Annotated in this window: 16 protein-coding genes; 14 read left to right on the forward strand and 2 right to left on the reverse strand. The window is 55.8% G+C overall.

Going from position 1 to position 20,618, the window contains the following annotated elements; genetic code table 11:
• Positions 1 to 58: 58 nt before the first annotated feature.
• The 10 genes from pspA (at position 59) to KP707_RS05855 (ending at position 10,793) form a co-directional block, all read left to right on the forward strand.
• On the forward strand, positions 59 to 742 hold the full coding sequence (gene pspA / locus KP707_RS05810; protein ID WP_046900493.1) for a phage shock protein PspA: 684 nt from the start codon (positions 59 to 61) through the stop codon (positions 740 to 742).
• A gap of 25 nt (positions 743 to 767) precedes the next feature.
• Positions 768 to 1,010, forward strand: a complete 243-nt coding sequence (gene pspB, locus KP707_RS05815) for an envelope stress response membrane protein PspB (RefSeq protein ID WP_211498336.1) — start codon at positions 768 to 770, stop codon at positions 1,008 to 1,010.
• Positions 1,007 to 2,218, forward strand: a complete 1,212-nt coding sequence (locus KP707_RS05820; protein ID WP_249202809.1) for a hypothetical protein — start codon at positions 1,007 to 1,009, stop codon at positions 2,216 to 2,218. The genes pspB and KP707_RS05820 overlap by 4 nt, the downstream gene beginning before the upstream one ends.
• A complete protein-coding gene (locus tag KP707_RS05825; RefSeq protein WP_249202810.1) occupies positions 2,218 to 3,642 on the forward strand; it encodes a GIN domain-containing protein in 1,425 nt (474 codons plus the stop codon). Before KP707_RS05820 ends, KP707_RS05825 begins: the two co-directional genes overlap by 1 nt.
• Positions 3,643 to 3,690: 48 nt before the next feature.
• A complete protein-coding gene (locus tag KP707_RS05830) occupies positions 3,691 to 4,476 on the forward strand; it encodes an ABC transporter permease (RefSeq protein WP_046900490.1) in 786 nt (261 codons plus the stop codon).
• A complete protein-coding gene (locus KP707_RS05835; protein WP_064275241.1) occupies positions 4,473 to 5,261 on the forward strand; it encodes an ABC transporter ATP-binding protein in 789 nt (262 codons plus the stop codon). Before KP707_RS05830 ends, KP707_RS05835 begins: the two co-directional genes overlap by 4 nt.
• Positions 5,258 to 5,461 (forward strand): hypothetical protein, encoded by a 204-nt coding sequence (locus KP707_RS05840; protein WP_211502436.1) that lies wholly within the window; start codon positions 5,258 to 5,260, stop codon positions 5,459 to 5,461. Before KP707_RS05835 ends, KP707_RS05840 begins: the two co-directional genes overlap by 4 nt.
• 77 nt (positions 5,462 to 5,538) lie before the next feature.
• Complete coding sequence (radA, locus tag KP707_RS05845) at positions 5,539 to 6,942, forward strand: DNA repair protein RadA (RefSeq protein ID WP_064275239.1); 1,404 nt, start codon at positions 5,539 to 5,541, stop codon at positions 6,940 to 6,942.
• A gap of 175 nt (positions 6,943 to 7,117) precedes the next feature.
• Positions 7,118 to 8,818 carry a Hint domain-containing protein gene (locus KP707_RS05850; protein ID WP_249202811.1) on the forward strand — a complete coding sequence of 567 codons (1,701 nt, stop codon included), beginning with the start codon at positions 7,118 to 7,120 and terminating at the stop codon, positions 8,816 to 8,818.
• Between the two features lie 22 nt (positions 8,819 to 8,840).
• Positions 8,841 to 10,793: a glycosyltransferase family 4 protein gene (locus KP707_RS05855; protein ID WP_211506623.1), complete on the forward strand. Its 1,953-nt coding sequence runs from the start codon at positions 8,841 to 8,843 to the stop codon at positions 10,791 to 10,793.
• Positions 10,794 to 10,800: 7 nt separating this feature from the next.
• Here KP707_RS05855 and KP707_RS05860 read toward each other — a convergent pair whose 3' ends face one another.
• Positions 10,801 to 12,495: an alginate export family protein gene (locus KP707_RS05860; protein ID WP_211502438.1), complete on the reverse strand. Its 1,695-nt coding sequence runs from the start codon at positions 12,493 to 12,495 to the stop codon at positions 10,801 to 10,803.
• Between the two features lie 102 nt (positions 12,496 to 12,597).
• Positions 12,598 to 13,197 carry a YigZ family protein gene (locus KP707_RS05865; protein WP_046900485.1) on the reverse strand — a complete coding sequence of 200 codons (600 nt, stop codon included), beginning with the start codon at positions 13,195 to 13,197 and terminating at the stop codon, positions 12,598 to 12,600.
• A gap of 71 nt (positions 13,198 to 13,268) precedes the next feature.
• Between KP707_RS05865 and KP707_RS05870 the strand changes: the two genes are divergently transcribed.
• The 4 genes from KP707_RS05870 to KP707_RS05885 all read left to right on the forward strand — a co-directional run bounded on the left by KP707_RS05870 (position 13,269) and on the right by KP707_RS05885 (position 20,586).
• On the forward strand, positions 13,269 to 15,857 hold the full coding sequence (locus KP707_RS05870) for an MMPL family transporter (RefSeq protein WP_211502439.1): 2,589 nt from the start codon (positions 13,269 to 13,271) through the stop codon (positions 15,855 to 15,857).
• A 76-nt stretch (positions 15,858 to 15,933) separates the two neighbouring features.
• A complete protein-coding gene (locus KP707_RS05875; protein WP_211502440.1) occupies positions 15,934 to 16,497 on the forward strand; it encodes a VOC family protein in 564 nt (187 codons plus the stop codon).
• Positions 16,498 to 16,500: 3 nt separating this feature from the next.
• Positions 16,501 to 17,019: a cupin domain-containing protein gene (locus KP707_RS05880; RefSeq protein ID WP_211502441.1), complete on the forward strand. Its 519-nt coding sequence runs from the start codon at positions 16,501 to 16,503 to the stop codon at positions 17,017 to 17,019.
• A 306-nt stretch (positions 17,020 to 17,325) separates the two neighbouring features.
• Positions 17,326 to 20,586, forward strand: coding sequence for a TonB-dependent receptor domain-containing protein (locus tag KP707_RS05885; RefSeq protein WP_211502442.1), 3,261 nt, complete (start codon positions 17,326 to 17,328; stop codon positions 20,584 to 20,586).
• The last annotated feature ends 32 nt before the right edge of the window (positions 20,587 to 20,618 follow it).

A 20,618-nucleotide genomic window follows, 5' to 3' on the forward strand; every position in this document is an offset into this window, starting at 1 on the left:
AGCCCGCTGACAAGACAGGTCATTGTGCTCTAATCCAGTTCTCAGGAAGGAAAGCGTCATGGGTATTTTTTCTCGGCTCGCCGACATCGTGAACTCCAATCTCAATGCGATTCTCGCCACGGCAGAAGATCCGCAGAAGATGATCCGCCTTGTCATTCAAGAGATGGAAGACACGCTCGTTGAAGTGCGTAGTCAGGCCGTCCGCACCATCGCAGAACGCAAGCAGCTCGAACGCCGCGTGCGCACCATGATGCACGAAGAAGACGAATGGCACCGCAAGGCCACACTGGCCATCGAACGCAACCGGGACGATCTGGCCAAGGCGGCGCTCTCAGCACGTCACACGGTCGAACAGTCCCGCGAAGGGCTTGAACGCCAGATTGCACAGGTCACGGAAGGTCTTGAGCAGCAGAACGACGACATCACCAAGCTTCAGGCCAAACTGGCAGATGCGAAATCCCGTGAGAAAACCCTGACCATGCGTGCCCGCACGGCAGAAGGCCGCCTCAAGACACGTGAAAAGCTCTACGATACCCGCATTGACGACACGCTGAACCGTTTCGAACAGGTCGAGCGCGCTCTGGATGAACTGGAAGGCAAAGCCGAAGCCTATGATCTGGGACGTCGGTCTGGTCGACCCTCCCTGCACGAAGAGTTGGCCGCTCTGGAGACGGATGCGGCTGTAGAAGATGAGTTCGAGACTCTGAAACGCCGGATTGCAGAAAAGAAGCGCGAAGCCTGATGACCGCTGCAAGAAAGTCTGAGTCATGAATGAGGATATCGTCGCTCTTGTCCTGCTTTTTGGCTTTATCCCGGCGCTCGTCCTGGGTCCGCGCCTGTTGCGTGCCCGGACGGGCAGCCTTCCTAATCAGGGCATCTCAGATCCACATCTGCAGGCTGCCCTGACACAGGCCGAGGCCCATGCTACGCGTCTGGAAGAAAGGATCGACCAGCTCGAACGCATCCTCGACGAGGATATCCCGGGCTGGAGAGCTAGGAGTTCACGATGACATCCCGCACCGCCCTGCGCATGCTGCTGCTGTCCATGCTGACAGGGGCAGTTTCTGCCTACCCGGCTCAGGCCGCGCGCGTCACCATGTCCGGATCTGATCTGGATATGGCGATTCCCTGCACAGGTCAGGTGCGGATCGTCGTAGACCCAGGCATGAAAGACGGCGCTACTTTAGACAGCAGCAATGCAACGCAGGTGACGATGCGCAGCGGCAAGGAAGAGTCGGACAGCCGCATCTCCATCGCCACGAAAAGTTGCGCACCCAATGGTAAGGTCACGATCAGTGTGTCGCCTTATACTGGCGTCTCGATCCATGACAGCCATGACACGCATTTCATCATCAAAGGAAAACTGGCGTCTCTTGATGCCAGCCTCGATTCCGCGACGATGGATATCGAGAATACGCAGTCCCTTGATCTGAGCATGCATGGTGCCTCCAGTGTACATATCGGCTCTCTCGAACGGGCGGCCCAGATCGTGGCTTCCGGCACATCAACGCTGATTGCCGACTCTGCACAACTGACCGCTCTATCTGCACAACTGTCGAACGATGCCTCTTTCATGGTTTCACAGGGTAGTATCGAAGCCCTGACGATCGTGACATCAGACAATGCGACCGCCACCGTTCATGGCAACGCGTCCGTTGCAACAGTGACAGCCAACGGCACAGGCGCCGTCAATATTGAGCGCGTCTCCGGCCCGATCGTTCGGTCTGGCAGTGGCGCGGTAAATGTCGGAACACCGGCGGCAGTTGCTCCGCCACCGACTGTCGTAACACCGGCCGCACCACCAGTTACGGCGACGCTGCCAGTCGCTCCTCCGCCCGTTCCCAAAGCTTCGGTGCCGGCTCCTCAGCCGCCAGCCTCAACAGAAACATCTCCGCAGATCAGCCAGCCTTCTGTTCCAGCTCCATCAACATCCGCAGCACCGACACCGGCACCATTACCTCAGAAACCGGCCCAGCAGGAACAGGAAGCCGTTCAACCTCCTGTTGTCGCGGCACCACCCCCGGCTGCCGTCGCACCAAGTACTCCCACCCCGACGCAGCAGACACCCTCAGTCAGTGTCCCTACGGCACCGTCGGAGACTCCTCAGAAACTGCCACAGACTCCCCTTCCGGACACTGTGGCACCGCCGCCTGCTCCTTCGATGCCAACAGCTCCGGTCATGCCGCCTCAAGGCGATACACCAAAACAGGGAGGCTGATGATGAAGACATCCCACGATCTGGTACGTTTTGCAGGAAGCATCCTCGGCCTCCTGCTTGCTACAGGAACGATCAGCCCGGCCTTCTCTCAGGACGCAGCCCCTGCCATTCCTGCTCCCCCGTCTCCACCGGCGCCACCAGCGTTTCCAATTCCAGAAAATGTAAGCTCCGTCACGGGAGCTACGCTGGAACTGGCACCGACCTGCCTGACAGACCTTCATATTGTTGAGGGTGATACAGCGAAGGTTCTTCAGGGTAATGGCAACCTGACAGCCGCCGGGGACAAGACACTCAAACTTGCTCTGAGTGACCCGTCCTGCAGCACCGAGACCACCTCGACAATTCAGGTTCCAGCCGGGACGAATATCCATCTCCGCGGCAACAAGACCGACATCACTGTCACAGGGCCATCCGGCCATCTCAGTGGCTTGTCCGGTAGCGGTGACGTACGCGTCAACAGCGCAACGGGCGTGGATCTGCGGATGACCGGATCCGGCAATGTTTCCATTGCTACGGTGACAGGCGATGTACACGTTCTCAATTTCTCAAGCGGAGACCTGCTTGTCGGGCTCGTAACAGCACCTCGTGTTGAGCTGTCTGCGACATCGTCAGGAAACATGCTGCTCAGGAGTGGCTCAGTAGAGAACCTCTCCATCCGGGATCTCGGTTCGTCCGATATCACAGCACATGTCAGTGCCATCTCAGCCAGCCTGTCGCTCTATGGCTCAGGGAACGTTCTGGTCGATAGTGTTTCAGGAACATTATCCCGCAGCCACTATGGCTCGGGAGAACTGACAGTTCATACCACAGGCCCCGGCGTGCATGTCACCGCAGCCGCACCGATTGATGGGCAGGCGATCACGAAAGACATTTTAGCCAGCCTTGGTCAGTCCGTGAATTTCGATTCCGGCACGCAGCAAGGCTGGGAGGCTCTTGGCTCTTTCGGCAAACATAGCAGCGGCCACCATCTGGGCGGCCTCCGTCTTGTTCTGATCGTGGTCTGCGTCTGGCTGGTCCTGCGTCACGCCAGACGTTATCGCAAACGGACCGGAGAGTCCTTTTTTGGTGCTCTCTGGGCGGATATTGCTGAAGGCCTCTCCGCTTTCACGCGAAACTGGCAAACACGCATGGCTGACCGTCGCATGGGAGGACAATCCTCTGCAGGTGACGCCCCCCATGTCTATTACACACGCCGTGCTGTCGATCTGTATGAAGAGGTTATTCACACAGCCAGAGATCAGAGCGCGCGTCATAAACAACGCCACGCCCCGGAGACGAGTTCTTTCAGTTCAAACCATACTCTGGTGCGCCTGAACGACCGCCTGGCTCGTATGGAGCCAAGGTTGGCGCGCATGGAACAGTTCGTAACCTCCCCGGATTTTGCGCTGGAGCGCCAGTTCCGGGACCTGGAACGCTCCGCCTGAGCAAGACAGACTTTGACGTAGCCGGGCGCGCAGGGTAGGGGCTGAAGGGTGAATGCCGTTCTTGATCCCATAGCGGCCCTTGGCCGTGCCGTCCTCGGACTCGTCCGCCAGTCGGGTGCTCTCGCCATGTTTGCGCTGGAAGGGCTGTCGCATCTCGTGCGGCCACCGTTCTACTGGCGCATCTTCCTGTCCACGCTGATCGAAACGGGGTTCTTCTCCCTTCCGGTTGTGGCCCTGACAGCCCTGTTCTCCGGGGCCGTCATCGCTTTGCAGTCCTATGTCGGGTTCGGGCAGTATCACGTCCAGAGCGCCATCGCCGGGATTGTGGTTCTGGCTGTCACCCGCGAACTGGGACCGGTTCTGGCAGGACTGATGGTTGCCGGGCGTGTCGGTGCCGCAATGTCTGCCCAGATCGGTACCATGCGCGTCACCGATCAGATCGATGCCCTGACGACACTTTCGACCAACCCGATGAAATATCTGGTGACGCCACGTCTTCTGGCGGGAACCATCGCCCTGCCCTGTCTCGTCATCGTGGCGGACGTTCTGGGTGTTCTTGGCGGTTTCACCGTATCAGTCGCAAAACTTGGTTTTTCACCGTCCACCTACATCACGGCCACGCTGGATTCGCTGAAGACCATGGACGTGGTGGTCGGTCTGGTTAAAGCAGCGGCTTTCGGCTTTCTCATTGCTCTTCTGGGTTGCTACCACGGCTATAACAGTCGGGGCGGTGCGGAAGGCGTGGGGTCAGCGACGACAGCGGCCGTCGTGGGCGCCTCCATTCTGCTTCTGCTGTTTGATTACCTCCTCACAGATCTGTTCTTCTCCCAATGAGTACACCCAAAATCCGCATCCGCGGCCTTTCGAAGGCGTTCGGCTCCAAGGTCGTGCTCGACGGGATCGACCTTGATGTCGAAACCGGCACCTCCATGGTCATCATTGGCGGCTCCGGCTCAGGAAAATCCGTTCTTTTGCGGTGTATCCTTGGCCTGATCGAGCCCGATGCTGGCACTATCGAAATTGATGGCGAGAACGTTCTCACGGCTCCCCGTGGGCGGCAGGAAATCCTGCGTCGACAGATTGGCATGCTGTTCCAGAACGCCGCCCTGTTCGACAGTATGAGCGTCGCGGACAATATTGCCTTCGGGCTTCGGGCCAAGCACTCGGACCGTGATGGCCCAGTTCCGTCCCGGTCCAAGGCGCGTGAACTGGCAGGCGGAATCCTCCAGCAGGTTGGATTGGACCCCTCCGTTGGGCAGCTTAGCCCTTCTGAACTGTCAGGCGGCATGCAAAAGCGCGTCGGACTGGCTCGTGCCATTGCCGGACAGCCCAACATCCTGTTCTTCGATGAACCGACTACAGGCCTTGATCCCATCATGGGGGCCGTCATTGACGGCCTGATCGTGGATTGCGTGCAGAAGCTGGGCTCAACGGCGATCGCCATCACGCATGACATGGCTTCAGCGCAGCGGATCGGCAATCAGGCTGCCATGCTTTACCAGGGCAAACTGGTCTGGCAGGGGCTGGCCGCAGACCTGATGAACTCAGGCAATGCAATGGTGGACCAGTTCACGCATGGACGCCGGGAAGGCCCGATCACCATGGAACTTCGCAAATGAAGCCGTTCCGACGCCCTCCCATTTCCCGCAGAGTCTGGCAGCGTCTTGGTCTGACGTATCTCATCGCGCTGCCGATGGTGTTCATTCTGTTCATGCACCCGCCCAAAAGCCAGAATATCTTTATTCAGGCACTGATCCTGCTTATGATCGTGACGGCTGCCCGCATCATGGCACGCATCATCATCCGCACAGACGATTAACGCCTTCTCTGACTGGATCATAACGGGAACGCTCCCTATATCGGGAGCATCCAGAGTCCATGTGAAGAGAGATTCCCTTGGCCAAGAAACCAACCGCACGCTTTGTCTGCCAGTCCTGTGGGGCTGTCTATTCCAAATGGGTGGGCAAATGCGAAGCTTGCGGGGAATGGAACACGCTGGTTGAGGAAACTTCCGAACCCACAGCCCGCAAAACGGGCAAGCTGAGCACCGGGCGTCTTCAGACTGTTCGCCTTGATGGCGAGGCCAAGCCGCCCCCACGCATCACGACAAGCATTGCAGAGCTGGACCGCGTTCTTGGCGGCGGCCTTGTGCCTGCATCCGTTGTTTTGGTTGGCGGTGATCCGGGTATTGGTAAATCTACCCTGATGCTCCAGACAACCTGTGCGCTGGCTCGGAGTGGTCACAAGGTTCTGTATGTCTCGGGCGAAGAATCCGTCGATCAGATCCGCATTCGTGCGCAGAGACTGGAGCTGGACCGGGACAGCAAGACACTGGATTCCCTAGATCTGGCGGCTTCCATCAATGTTGGGGACATCGTGGGATCGCTGGAAAACGATCGGTCCCATACTGTCGTGGTCATTGATTCCATTCAGACCATGTGGCTGGAAAGTGTGGAAAGCTCTCCAGGGTCCGTAGCGCAGGTCCGGGCGAGTGCTTTTGAACTCATCCGTCTGGCCAAAACGCTTGGCTTCGCCCTGATCCTGATCGGTCACGTCACGAAGGAAGGGTCTCTGGCAGGGCCGCGTGTGCTGGAACACATGGTTGATGCTGTCATGTATTTTGAAGGTGATCGCGGTCACCAGTTCCGCATCCTGCGTGCAGCCAAAAACCGCTTTGGCGCAACCGACGAAATCGGCGTCTTTGCCATGACTGATACGGGGCTGACGGAGGTGCCCAATCCTTCCGCCCTGTTCCTCGCCGAGAGACGCGGCAACATTGCGGGATCGGCTGTCTTTGCTGGCCTTGAAGGCACACGTCCCGTTCTTCTGGAAGTTCAGGCCCTGCTGTCCCCCAAGGCAGGAGACGGGGCACCACGTCGCGCTGTAGTCGGATGGGATACGTCTCGCCTGAACATGCTGCTGGCCGTGCTGGACGCGAGATGCGGTTTGAAACTCGCCAACATGGACGTCCACCTGAACGTGGCTGGTGGGTTAAGGGTCAATGAACCCGCCGCAGACATGGCCGTTGCCGCAGCTCTGATCTCCGCAGCGACAGGTCAGCCTGCATCTTCAACCGCTGCTTATTTTGGGGAAGTAGGCCTTTCCGGCGAAATCCGACAGGTCAGCCAGGCTGATCTTCGGCTTAAGGAGGTTGCGAAGCTGGGATTTGTTGAGGCTATTCTTCCCAGAAGGGTTTCCGCTGCTTCGGCTCGCGTCAAGCCGCCCGCAGGCCTCAAATTACGTGAGATAGGGCACCTTACAGATCTCGTGGGTCTTTTCACCGAGACCAGTGCAGGCTGAATAAATCCTGCTGGCACATAGAAAATAAATCGTGAATTAACGATTTATTTGCGACATATTATTTCCTTCTCTGTCTAAGCTTTACGAACCATGACGGCCTGATTCTTTTCAGACTACTGAACGTCCATTGAATGTTCTGTTGTCGGGTGCTGTCCCTTCGAAAGCGAGTATTGAGATGGCGAGCCAGCAGACATCCTCCTCAACCCCACTTCCTTCAGGAAATGGCCCCGTTACGACCGTAAGCTCAGGCCAGGTGGTCAACGGTGGCACCATTTCTCCTGATGCAACACAGGTTGTTTCAGGAGGAACGGCAAATGGCATGCTGCTTCAGGGCAGCTCGGTTTTTTCCGCTGGCAGCACTGGCGCCGGCATGACAACCCAGTTTGCTCGGCAGGATATTATTGCCGGTGGCGCAGCAGTCTCCACAATTGTGAAAGACCTCGCCATCCAAACCGTTCTGAATGGGGGCGTCGCTTCAGGGACAGTCTTGAGCGGATATCTCCCACCCTATGCGCTGCAAAACACGAGTTCTTTTCAGGTCATCGAAAGCGGTGGCATCGCTATCGATACTGTTTTTTCTGGAAAAACCGGAGAGGCGCAGCGTTATACAGGCCTCACCCAGTCCTTCAGCTACATCAAGACATTCCAGACTGTCGAAAGTGGCGGCACAGTCTCGGGCAACCGGATCGGATTTGGCGGAGCGTCTACAATTGAGGCTGGAGGCAGCTCTGTTGACACGACCCTTTCTGGCTTCTCCAGTAGCTGGAACGGGTGGAATTTTCAGACGGGGCAAGGTGTAAATGTGACGTCCCACGTCTACGCTACTCTGGATGTTTCAGGGTACGCAGACAAAACGTCCGTTTACAACGAAGCGATCATGACAGTCGGTGGTACGGCCGATCATACTACCGTCTTTTCCGGCGGAAGCCTCACCGCACTAAACGGCGCCACGTTGTCGCACCTCACAGTCAGCAGTGGTGGCACCGTGAGCCTCGGCGCCAGCACAGTTCTGACAGATCCGCTCACAATAGAGCGAGGGGGTGGAATTGTTTTTTCGGATATTTCTTCGACAAACGGTTTAAGCGCAGTTTTTGTTTCTGCTCCGTCGATCCAAAATGTCACAAGCGGCGCGACGGTTCTGGCGTCTTCTGAAGCCGCAACACCAGCGGTTTTTCTGGACGTCATGTCCAGTGGAACTGTTGTGAAAGAAATTGCTGTCACAAGCGCTTTCTCATCCCCCATCTATTTTCGGAATGCTCCTTCGGGCGGGGGGACAGAAATGCTTTACGGTACCCCCTGCTATTGCCCGGGAACGCTAATTCAAACTCCTCAGGGAGAGCGGCCTGTAGAAGATCTGGTTATTGGTGATCTGATTTTAACAACATCAGGGGATGCTCGTCCTATTCGGTGGATCGGACGTCGCGCCTATGACCCACTTTTTGCCTACGGCAACCGGGACGTCTTACCGATCCTGTTTCACAAGGGATCTTTGGGAAATAACCTTCCAAAGCGGGACCTGACTGTTTCTCCGCTACACGCCATGCTGATCGACGGCTATCTCATTCCTGCCCTGCATCTGGTCAATGATCATTCCATTCTTCAGATTCAGAAACCGGAGACGATCCGATATATTCACATCGAGCTCGACAGCCATGACATTCTGCTTGCGGAAGGCGCACCCTCAGAAAGCTTTCTGGATGACAGATCCCGAGGGATGTTCCACAACGCACATGAATATGAAGCCCTGTATCCTGATGCTCCCCGACAGCATCCCAGATACTGCGCGCCACGTCTCGAAGATGGGCCTGAACTCGCCCAAATTCACAGCCGCTTGAAAGAGCATGCAAAATGTCTCTTTCCAAATAAAGCAGCCTGATCTGCAAGGATAAGTCTTCCCTGTGCCACAGTTTCTGGCTGGTTATATCGATATTTGTAACCATAATCGCATTGCTGGGTGGGCTGTTGATCTGAAAAATCCAGATCGACCTGTCCGCCTGCACATTTTCCAAAACGGCCAGTTGGTTCAAGAAATTGCGGCTACAACATTTCGCGCAGACCTGAGAAACGTAGCCCGAGACGGATGCTGTGCTTTTGACTGGGCCTGGCACGAGCCGCCACCGCATGAAGGGTGCCTGATAGACGTTCGTGACAGCCTGCAGGATCGTGCTTTTCAGGGTTCTCCTTTTTATATTGAGCCGCAGCCCAGCCGTCTTGTCGGAACGATAGACATCGCGGACCGTCTACATATTGCAGGCTGGATCATGGATGAGCTGAATTCAGACAGAACTGTCTGGCTAACAGCCGTAATTGATGGCGTACAAACCGTGCGTTTTCCTGCAAACCAGTTTCGCCGAGACCTGAGGGACGCTGGTCTGAATTCCGGCCGATACGGTTTTGACTATGTATTTGACGCCGCGCTGGATCCGCAACAAGACCACGTTATTCAACTATTCCATGGTCAGGAGCGGTTTGGTGAGCCCTGTCACCTTCCGACCGCCGAGCATCTGGATAAACCTCTCAAGCATTATTTCAGCGCTCTGCTCCAAGGATTGAACACCCCAGCGGCGAGATCGGAGGCTCTGACGTTCCTGACTAAAGCGGCGGAGACCCTTCGACAGCAGACTGGGTCGGATATTGCCAGTATCGATGATCGTGCTTTTGCTTACCGGGCCAACCGACGCCATGACGATGTCACATCAGTCATGCCCTGCGCCCTTTTTGTTGACGACCGCGTTCCCGACCCTACAGTGGATGCTGGATCCGTGGCGCTGCTGTCTCATATTCGTGCGACACAGGCGATTGGGTATAATTGCTGTTTCATAGCGTCCCGTCAGGCACCTTCAGAGCAAGATTATCTCCGCCTTGCCTCGCTGGGCATCGACTGCCTGATGCCACCAGTCTTCACTGGCCCGGAAGAAGCTCTCAAACGCCTCGGACTAGGGCTGGATGTTATCTATCTTCACCGGTTGAATAATGCTGAAAGCTATTCCGCCTTATCCCGCGCCTTCGCTCCAACAGCGACACTGATCTGGAGCGTTGCCGATCTCGCATCACTTCGCCTGCAGCGTCAGGCAGGGATAGAAAATCGTCCTGAGCTTGCGCGAACAGCAACGCGTATTGAAGTGCGGGAAAACATGTGTGCCTGGTTGGCAGATAGCGTTCTGACCCATTCTGCAATCGAAGCCGAACGTCTTGAGCGCATGGTGCCTACAGCAAATATTCACGTTGTCCCTTGGGCGGTTCCCGTCAAAACCCGTTCCCGGCGACGCCAGGACAAGCCCGTCATTGCGTTTGTCGCTCACTTTGCACATGCCCCAAACACAGACGCTGCAAAATGGCTCATTCTGGATATTCTACCGCGTCTAAAAAAACGTATTCCCAATCTTGTCTGTCGCCTGATCGGGAGCGCCATGCCGCACGCAGTTCACATGCTTGCAGACGAAGACATAGAAGTTACGGGGCACGTCTCCAACCTTGAAGATACCCTGTCCGACGTATCGCTTTGTGTCGCTCCGCTCCGTTATGGTGCAGGGATCAAGGGCAAGGTTTTGGATGCATGGTCTGTTGGGCTGCCTATTGTCATGACGTCCGTCGCAGCGGAGGGGCTGGTGGATACGTCCAGCCCGCTATGGGCAAATTCCATCGCTGACAGTGCGGAAGATTTCGCAGAAAAAATAGCGGCTCTTCTGGTCCCATCTGCGGCAAAGGCTCAGATAGCGGCCGCAAGGAAGCTGCTGAAAGAGCGTTTTTCCGAGAAAGCTATCAAAGCCAGTCTGGAAGATATCCTTCCGCCCGTGATGATTGAAACACTGCCACTGCCCGAGGACAAGTCAGAACCCGTCCTGAACTGACAATTTTCTAGAACCTGAATGTCACGTTTGACTGTGCATAGCTGCCACTTTGCGCGCCCGCTTTGCGCAAACTCTGTGACGCCATGAACCGCGCTCCATAGATCTGCCAAGTCAGATGATGGTTGATCTGAAGCGTCAGCGAGGCCTGCGGTACGACGCCCACATATCCTCCCCGATAAGCATGAGCGAATGTGTATGGGCCAGATGAACTCCAGATCGCACCGTTTGCGTTTTCCCGCCACATAAATGGTGCCTTCAGACGCAGGGACGCAAAGCCTTTCCAAGGTGTGATGCTGATAACCGGCGACAGGCTCACCAGATTGGACGGTGAAATATAGGTCGTCGTATCCAGATAGTTGGTCTGTGGATTAAACGGCGCCATGTAAGTGCGCACCGTTCCATTCTGACCATCCGACCCACCGGAATAAATATCTGCCTGCACACCCAAGAAGGGATGCAAGGGAGAAGGTGTATGCCTGTAACCTATGATCGTGTTGACGGCCCACGCACGAACGCTGCTTTTCCGCTCTGTCCCGGCGTATTGGAATGTTCCGTTCTGGTAGAGTGCCCCCACCGAGTATTCAACGGATGCTGATGTTCCATACCAGCGAAACCCCAGATTACCGCGGGAGGATGTCCCCTTAAGAACGCGCGCTGCTGTCGGAACCGCAGACAGGCCGCTGCTGTATCTGTACCGGATATAAAACAGGTCCAGAAACGAGTGAACGCGCTCGCCACCAACGGAAAATGCTGGAACGATCATCGTGGTGTTTCCACCATAAAGGCGCGTTCCATAATCCTCGGTGTTGTGGAACATGAGAGGACTGTCTGTTTTCGTCTGAACGAAATCGTATGCGTCCACTCGGATCCGGGGCCAGAGGGCGTAAAACCGGCCACCATTCCAGGACAGGGGAACGTTTGGAGTTTCACGATTGTACAACATGTAGGACGGAGCATCGAGGAACTGCTGGCGTCCAAACATAAAACCTGTCTGTGCCCCGGCGACTTTGCCCTTCAGTTCGACGAAACCCTGTTGCAGGTCCAGCCTCTTGCGATATGTCGACCCATACCCGAACCCCTTCCAACCGCCTGCATCCGCATTGATGAGCTGACCGAAAAAACGCACGTGCTCACCCAGATGCAAGTCTGCACCGATCAAATTCCGGATGCCGAAGCGGCCTGACTGAGCCTTTCCACTGCGCCCCAGAAATGGCGCTTCCTCGTACCAGTTTCGTAACCGCGATTCCCCCGACAGGGTCAGCCAGATCGTGCGGCTATTGTTCAAGGCGATGAATTTGAGTGGATCAAAAAAGTCCGTGCGCTTGCTTTTGTCTCGCAGGTAGCTCCAGTCCTCCGCCCAGGCCGCTGCGCCGTAGCGACCCACGGGGCCAAACCCCGCCGCTTCACCGTTTCCGTAGTTGAAATCACCCCACGGCCCCTGATGACCATTCGGTGCACGGTTCTGCTTTGCAGTGATTCGCCGTGGCTGGCCGACCACGCCGGCATGGGGATAATCCTGGATGATCGGTCGCTCTGTGGAAGGAACCTTGATCCACTCCTCCTCTATCGGAGGGGACTCAATCGGACTGGTTTTCAAAGGAACGGTCTGGGCACCTGCGTGATGACCCAGGTTGACCATCAACAGAAGCACTCCGGCAATGAGGCTTCTTTCATGACGGAAAGAGACGACAGAAAGAAGCATCGAGAACCACAATTTGACATGAAGAGGCAACGAAAACGAGTGAGCCTCATATTACACAGTATGTAAAGAGAGATTTTATTTATAACTTTTTTATTTAGTTGTTTATAGATCCGGGCGAGAGATGGCCATCTGGCCACGTGTCAGGTCTCGCAGGTATTCCGTGATCATGTCTGCCTCTTCAACAGGCACAGCGACCGTCAACCATGCACCTTCTGCATCAAAGTCACACAGTGTCTTTTCCGCCCGCCACCCCGGCAGTTTAGCTTCAACCTGCGCATAAACCGAGAAAGGACAATGAAACCGCAGGGGCAGGGTTTCGATCCGCTCGATTTTGGCAGCCTCTCGCAGACAGGCAGCAGCCGCACCGCCATATGCCCGGACGAGGCCGCCGGCCCCCAATTTTACACCACCGAACCACCGGGTGACGACAACCATCACATTGTCGAAATCCTGCCCCTCAATCGCAGAAAGGATCGGGCGCCCTGCTGTTCCGGAGGGTTCTCCATCATCGCTGGCACGGTATCTTTGACCCGTCCGGAAGGCCCAGCAATTATGAGTCGCGTCCGGGACAGCAACCTCGGCGAAGAACGCCAGCGCTGCGGCTTCATCTGCAACAGGGGCCGCGCGCGCAAGGAAAGTGCTGCCCTTGATCACACTTTCATGTTCAGCCAAGCCATCGAGAGTCCACGTCATGGCTTCCATTGTGCCCCATGATGGCGGAAATGTCAGGTTGGGGTAGGGAAATGCTGCCCGTTCTGTTAAGGGTAGGCCCCATGTTTTCGGATCTGATCGGCCGGCTGAATGCCGCCTGTGCACGTCGTGCGCCACTGGTGGTGGTTCTGTTTGCGCTCCTCTGTGCGGGATGTGTCGCACTGAGTATCACGCGCCTCAGTGTGACAACTGATACCGGCAAGATGTTTGCCAGCGACTTGCCGTGGAAACAGCGGACGGACGAGATGAACCGTCTCTTCCCGCAGGATGACAATCAGCTCGTTGCCATCATCGACAGCCATATTCCGGAACAGGGTCGAGCCACGGCACGGGCGCTTGCTGCGGAGCTCAGCAAAGACCACGAGCACTTTGAGCTGGTTAGCCTGCCCGGCGACAACCCCTTCTACAACAGTCACGGCTTCCTGTTTTTGGACAAGAAGGACCTCGAGCCCCTTCTGGATTCCATTGTCTCCGCTCAGCCCTTCCTTGGAACCTTGGCAGCAGACCCTTCTGCCCGAGGTCTATTCGGCGCTCTTGGCCTAATCGGAGACGGCATCCAAGCGGGGCAAGGCATTCCCAGCGGCTTCAATGGTGCTCTGGACGGCTTTGCAGACTCTTTGACCAAAGCGGCAGCTGGTCATCCTCAGGATTTGTCCTGGCAAAATCTTCTCGTTGGTCGTCTGGCAGAACTGGGTAGCCGTTACGAATTCGTCGTCACGAAGCCCAAGCTGGATTACAGTTCTCTTCAGCCTGGCGAAGGCGCCACGACGGCGATGCGCAAGGCAATCGATAACCTTGAGTTCGTAAAATCCGGTCAGGCCACGGGCAGCATCACCGGTGAGGTCAAGCTGAACGACGAAGAGTTTTCGACCGTTGCGCACGGCATGGTGCTTGGTCTGGTCGTTTCGCTGGTTCTGGTCGCACTCTGGCTGATTCTGGCCGTACATTCGATCCGTGTCATTGTCCCCATTCTGCTGACACTGATTTCAGGCCTTCTGCTGACGACCGGCTTTGCTGCGCTTAGCGTGAAGGAACTCAATCTCATCTCGGTGGCGTTCGCGATCCTGTTCGTGGGCATTGCGGTGGATTTTGCCATTCAGTACAGCGTCCGCTTCCGTGGACAGCGCAACGAAGATGGCTCCATGCCGTCTCTGCATGACGCCCTTGTTCTTACCGGACAGGAAAGCGGTGCCCAGATTCTGGTCGCGTCGCTTGCAACGGCTGCGGGCTTTCTGGCCTTCACCCCGACAAGCTTCATCGGCGTTGCTCAGTTAGGCCTGATTGCTGGCTTCGGGATGCTGATTGCCTTCCTGTGCACCATGACACTGCTCCCGGCCCTGCTGACGCTCTTCCGGGCGAAGCTTGGGAAAGGGGAACCGGGCTTTACGTTCATGGCGCCAGTCGATCACATGCTGCGTCACAAGCGCAGAAAGGTCGTGGGCGTGTTCGCCCTTCTCGGTATCGTGGGCGTTGCCCTGATGCCGCTGCTGAAGTTCGATGCAGATCCTCTTCATACGAAGAACCCAAATACAGAGGGCATGCACGCTCTCCACCTTCTGGAAGATAACCCTCTTACCACACCATATTTTGCTCAGCTTCTGGTCCCGAATGTTCAGGATGCGGCAAAGAACGCAGCGGCTTTCTCCAAGCTGTCGAGCGTCCATGATGTGCTGTGGCTGGGAGCGCTCGTCCCGGACGATCAGACCGACAAACTGGCTATGATCGAGGACACGGCTTCCATCCTTCTCCCGACGATTACTGTTCAGACCCCCTCGCCTGCACCAGACGCAGCGGCCATTCGTGCATCCGCACTCGCAGCAGCAGCCAAACTGGACAGCGTGAAAGATCAGCTTCCTGCACCACTTGAGAAAATCCGCCAGGCTCTCAACACGCTCTCGACAGCCCCCGACGCAACACTGGTCAATGCCAGCCATGCCCTGACACGCTTTTTGCCGGATCAGCTCTCCATGCTCCGCACGGCGCTTCAGCCGAAGCCCATCACGATCGACAATATCCCAGATGACATCCGGAAGGATTATGCACTTCATGATGGTCGCCAGCGCCTGACGATCCATCCCAAGGGACAGATTTCCGAGACGCCCGTCATGCACCGGTTTGTGTCCCAGTTGCGTTCGGTCAATCCGGATATCAGTGGGCCAGCCATGGAGATCACCGAAAGCGCGAACACCATCGTCCATGCCTTCACGATTGCCGCCATTTCGGCTCTGATCATGATCGGCATCATTCTTCTGGTGGTGCTTCGCCGCATTCTGGATGCAGCTCTTGTTATGGCGCCGCTCCTGCTCTCGGCTCTCCTGACTGTCATCCTGATTGTCACGGTTCCGGAGACACTGAACTACGCCAACATCATTGCTCTTCCCCTGCTTCTCGGGGTTGGCGTGTCTTTCAATATCTATTTCGTGATGAACTGGCGCGAAGGCATCAAGGGTCCGCTGACGTCTCCGACCGCACGCGCGGTTCTATTTTCTGCCCTGACGACAGCAACGGCCTTTGGATCGCTGGCAACATCTGCTCATCCGGGCACTGCGAGTATGGGCCGTCTGCTTCTGATGTCGTTGGGCTGCACACTGATCTGCACACTCTTTTTCGTACCGGCGCTTCTCCCGAAACGTCCGATCGACGACGCCTGAACTGACATAGTTCGTCACTAATGTGAACGGCTGACCGCAACCGTTCTTTAACTCACAGGTTGAGACCTTCATAACCATGAAGGATCTCTCCGTGAGTGCAGACCATTCAGGACTTCCGCGAGGTATCGACCATGTCGGTGTGACCGTACCCGACATCAACCTTGCCATCCGCTTTCTAGAAACCGCACTGGGTGCTGTTGCGCTATACCGCAACGTTACCCACACCCAACCCCAACAGGGTCCGCAGACAGAGAAGATACTCGGGCTGCCAACCGGCAGTGTGGTCTGGGAGATGTGTATGATGTCTCTGGCGCATGGGCCCGGGCTCGAACTCTTTGAAATTCATGGCCCGGATCAGAGACCTGCCGTCCGCGCCTGTGACTTCGGCGTGCAGCACTTTGCCGTCTATGTTGACGATATCCATGCGGCCTGCACCCGCTTCACCAAAGCGGGTGGCGAGCTTCTGACAGAGCCACAGGGGCAGCCTTCTCTCGAAGCTGGGCCTGGTAACATGTTCTGCTACGGCCGTGCGCCGTGGGGCATGATTATCGAGCTTCTGTCCACACCCTCACGCAGCCGCTTTGACGATATCGCCACAAAGCCTCGCTATCAGCCCCCAGCACGACATGAGGAACAATAAGCCATGCGCCCTATCTCTCTGCTTTTTGCTTTCGCTCTTGGCGTTACCGCATTTTATCACGCGGCTGAAGCTGCAGATCCTGCACCTCCCACAGCATATTACTGGCACAACTGGACGGACCATAATGGCGTCAGCCATATGACGCGCTGTCCGTTTCACAATTACATTCTGAAAACCATGTCCAGGCCGGCAGGCCCGCAATGGCAGGACCGCCTCAAGAGCGGACAGGCTCAGATCATCTCCACGGTGCAACCCCCACATTGGGATGGAAGCTGGCACCCTGACCCGAAAGTCCAGTGGATCATCCCCCTCAAAGGCACATGGTACGTCACCGCAATGGACGGAACACGTGTCGAGATGGGACCGGGGGATGTTTCCTTGGGTGAAGACCAAATGAGCCGTAAGGACTCACAAGGTCACATCGGACATTTTGCAGGAAATGTCGGCGATGATGCTGTGACACTCATGGTCATTCAGACTAATGAACAGCCGACCACAGATCAGCCATGCCGGTTCAAATAAAACCTCCTGCCAACTGTACTGTCTTTTCCTATTCGATCGGTATTGAATTTTTCTCAATCGTCACTTTTAAAAAATGAAAGGAAAATACCGTAGACAAAATCGGTTTTTTTAAAGTGTTCGGTATCCGATAACAGATAAGACCCATTTTCGTTAAATACATAATTTGAAATAAATGTGTTGTAATGGACACACCAAGAAAATCTCACTCCAAAATCGCATTGTTACCATTGCGCACAGGAGACATTTCCTTTCAGTTTTGTAATCGAAGATACATTGAGACATGAAACGAAGGGATATCTGCCAGCAATGAACACCTCTTTTCCAACGTTGGCCCGTCCGGGCTTTTCACTGAAACCCTCCCGGACTTTTTTGAAAATTGCCTTGCTGGCTGGTATTTCCTACACAGCGCTTCCTGTTCCTGAAGCCTGCGCAGAGACGACGACGAAGCATCTTTCTGCCGCTCACAAGTCTGCCGCGAAAAAAGCGGCTGCGCCCCGTGCAACAGTGCAATCCGCACGTCCTCAGACAGCGGTTCAAGCCAAGCCCGTTACAGTTGCGCCTGTGTCTGCGCCCGTTCAGACAATTACGAATTCCAACCTACAGCCAGGCACATCACCTGCCGCTGAAGTCGTTACCGTTACAGGAACGCGTCTTTCCCAAACGCGCCTGACGAACGTTATGGCTGGCTCAACCGTCGATGCTGCGCAGCTTCGTGCCCGTGGCTACACGGACATGGGCATTGCCCTGATGCGTGAGAACACCGCCTTCACGGTGGGTGACAACTCCCCTATCGGTTCACAGGGCAGCTTTGGTGCTGGCCAGTCGTTCGTTTCTCTTCTGGGCCTTGGCTCACAGCGGACCCTCACCCTCGTGGACGGCATGCGCATGGTGGGTGGGTCAACTGCTTCCAACTATGGTGCAGGTTCAGGCTCGCAGGTTGATGTCAGTGCAATTCCGACATCCCTGATCAAGAAGGTTGATACCCGTCTCGGCGGCGCAGGCGCGGCTTATGGTGCTGATGCTGTTGCGGGTGTCGTGAACTATCAGCTCGACGATCATTTCAAGGGTGTTGATTTCAACGCACAGGGTAACTGGACGCAGAAGCTGGATGCGCCGCAGGAAAAGATTACGTTCAAGGCTGGCACAGACTTTGACCACGGCAAGGGCGGCGTCGTTTTCGACGTAGAATATCGCAATGCTGGCGGCATGGTCGCGAATGACCGCCCCTATACAAGAGGCAGCCTGTCCACCACATACGCTCGACCTGCTTATGGCTCGACTACGCCATACGCGCGCGTACTGACGCCAGGCGTTCGTTTCCTGCAGAACTCGGTCACTGGTCTGCCGACCACAAGCGCAGTTTATGGTCAGCTTCCAGTCAAGGCAGGTAAAGCCGGATACGCTATTCCTAACGCTGCCGGACAGGCGCTGATGTTCAGCCCTAACGGCCAGTCTCTCGTGCCTATCACGTATAACTCTGCAGTGCAGGACGGACTTCGCGCTTCAGGCGGGAACGGCATCGCGCTGCAGGATTACAACCAGCTTTATGCGCCATCTGACAAGCTGAACCTGACCACGCTCGGCCACTATGATTTCACCGATCACCTGCATGCAACATGGCAGGGATGGTATGCTCGCGGAACAGCGTCCAGCCTGGTTGGTCAGGGTACCTGGAACACGCCTCAGTTCGATGACCCACTGAGCCTGCAAAGCTATCAGACGAACACGGTCGTCAATGGTGCGTACAAACTCAGCACGAACAATCCCTACCTGACGCCCGCCGTACGTGCACAGATTGTCAATGCTCTTCAGGCAGCAGGAAAGCCAACAGATACGTTCTATCTGTCACGCCTGAACCAGGATCTTGACGCAGGCATGTATCGTACCACCATGCAGATGTTCCGCTTCCAGGGCGGCCTGAACGGTGATTTCGACACAGTTGGCCGTCATTTCGAGTGGTCTGTGAAGGGTGTGTACGGCAAGTACATGAACGACACTTGGGAACCGTCTATTGCCACCCAGAACCTGACCAATGCGCTGAACGCCACGACGGACGCCAGCGGCAATATCGTCTGCTCTCCAGGCTATACAAATTCTACGGCAGTCACACGAAGCTCCACCTGCTCGCCGTTGAACCCGTTTGGTTATAACCAGATGACGCCAGCCGCCCGCGACTACGTCATTTCGGATGCGCACAGCAAAAACACAAACGCGCAGCGCGATCTTCAGGCAGAAATTCACAGCACGGTTGCCCACCTGCCGGCTGGTGATATCCGCTGGGATCTTGGCTACGAGCATCGTCGTGAAGGCTACAACTTCAACCCGGGCAGCTTCTTCCAGGGTGAGCAGCAGGCAGACGGAACCTACAAGCAGTACGGCAACTCAACCGCCATCCCCATTACGTCGGGCGCCTATCACACGCATGAAGTCTTTGGTGAGCTGGATATTCCGCTTGTTTCCCCGAACATGCATGTCCCGGGCGTTTACAGCCTGTCCGCAACAGCAAACGGCCGCTTTATCAACAACAGCATGACCGGCAACTACTGGACGTACATGTTTGGTGGTGCGTGGTGGCCAACGCAGGATTTCGGCCTGTCCGGGAACTATGCCCAGTCCGTTCGTAATCCGTCCGTCACCGAGCTTTTTGCGCCCCAGAGCACGACCTACAATACAGCAGAAGATCCCTGCTCCATCGAGTACATCACCTCTGGTCCTGCGCCTGCAACGAGAGCGGCCAATTGCGCAAAAGAAGGAATTCCTAAGGGCGGTTTCAGCTCCAACATCAATTATTACACGGCGCAGGGCAAATCAGGCGGCAATGCAAAGCTGCAGAACGAGACGTCTCACAGCTACACAGGCACACTGGACTTCCATCCGCACTTCGTCCGTGGTCTCGACATGACGGCCTCTTTTGTTGATGTCAAAGTCAACAATGAGATCACATCCCTGAGTGTCGGCGATCTGATGAATGCCTGCTATGATTCAGGCTCTTACCCGAACAACGCATACTGCAACTCCTTCAAGCGTGATTCGGACCACCAGGTTGAGAGCTTCACGTCCGGCTATTTCAACATTGCCAACCAGCATATGCAGATCCTGCAAGCGAACATTGACTACTATGTTCCGCTGCAGCGCCTCGGCTTGCCGCAGTCTGCTGGCAACATCGAACTTCGTGGAAACTACTCTCACTACCTGCGCAATCAGCAGACATATCTTGGCAACACATATCTCCTGAATGGTGATACGCAGTCTCCTAACAATCTGTTCACGCTGGACTTTAACTATACGCGTGGCCCGATTTTCTTCCAGTGGCAGACTATTTACTATGGCAAATCCAAGTATGCCCTGCAGGTTTCGGACTATACGTACGAACATAACAACCGACCGGGCTTTGCGTATTTCAACACGACGTTTGGATATCAGATCACCAAGAACATTGATGCCAACTTCATGATCAACAACATTACCGGTGCACTCCCCAAGTACCCCGGTACAGTCGATATGACGCGCTATTACGATGCCATCATGGGACGGTCGTTCCAGCTAAACATCGGTGCTCATTTCTGATCTTTTCGATTTAAATATGACACGAGAAAGAG

This window comes from Gluconobacter sp. P5E10, from assembly GCF_018812145.1.
Lineage (GTDB): Bacteria > Pseudomonadota > Alphaproteobacteria > Acetobacterales > Acetobacteraceae > Gluconobacter > Gluconobacter cerinus.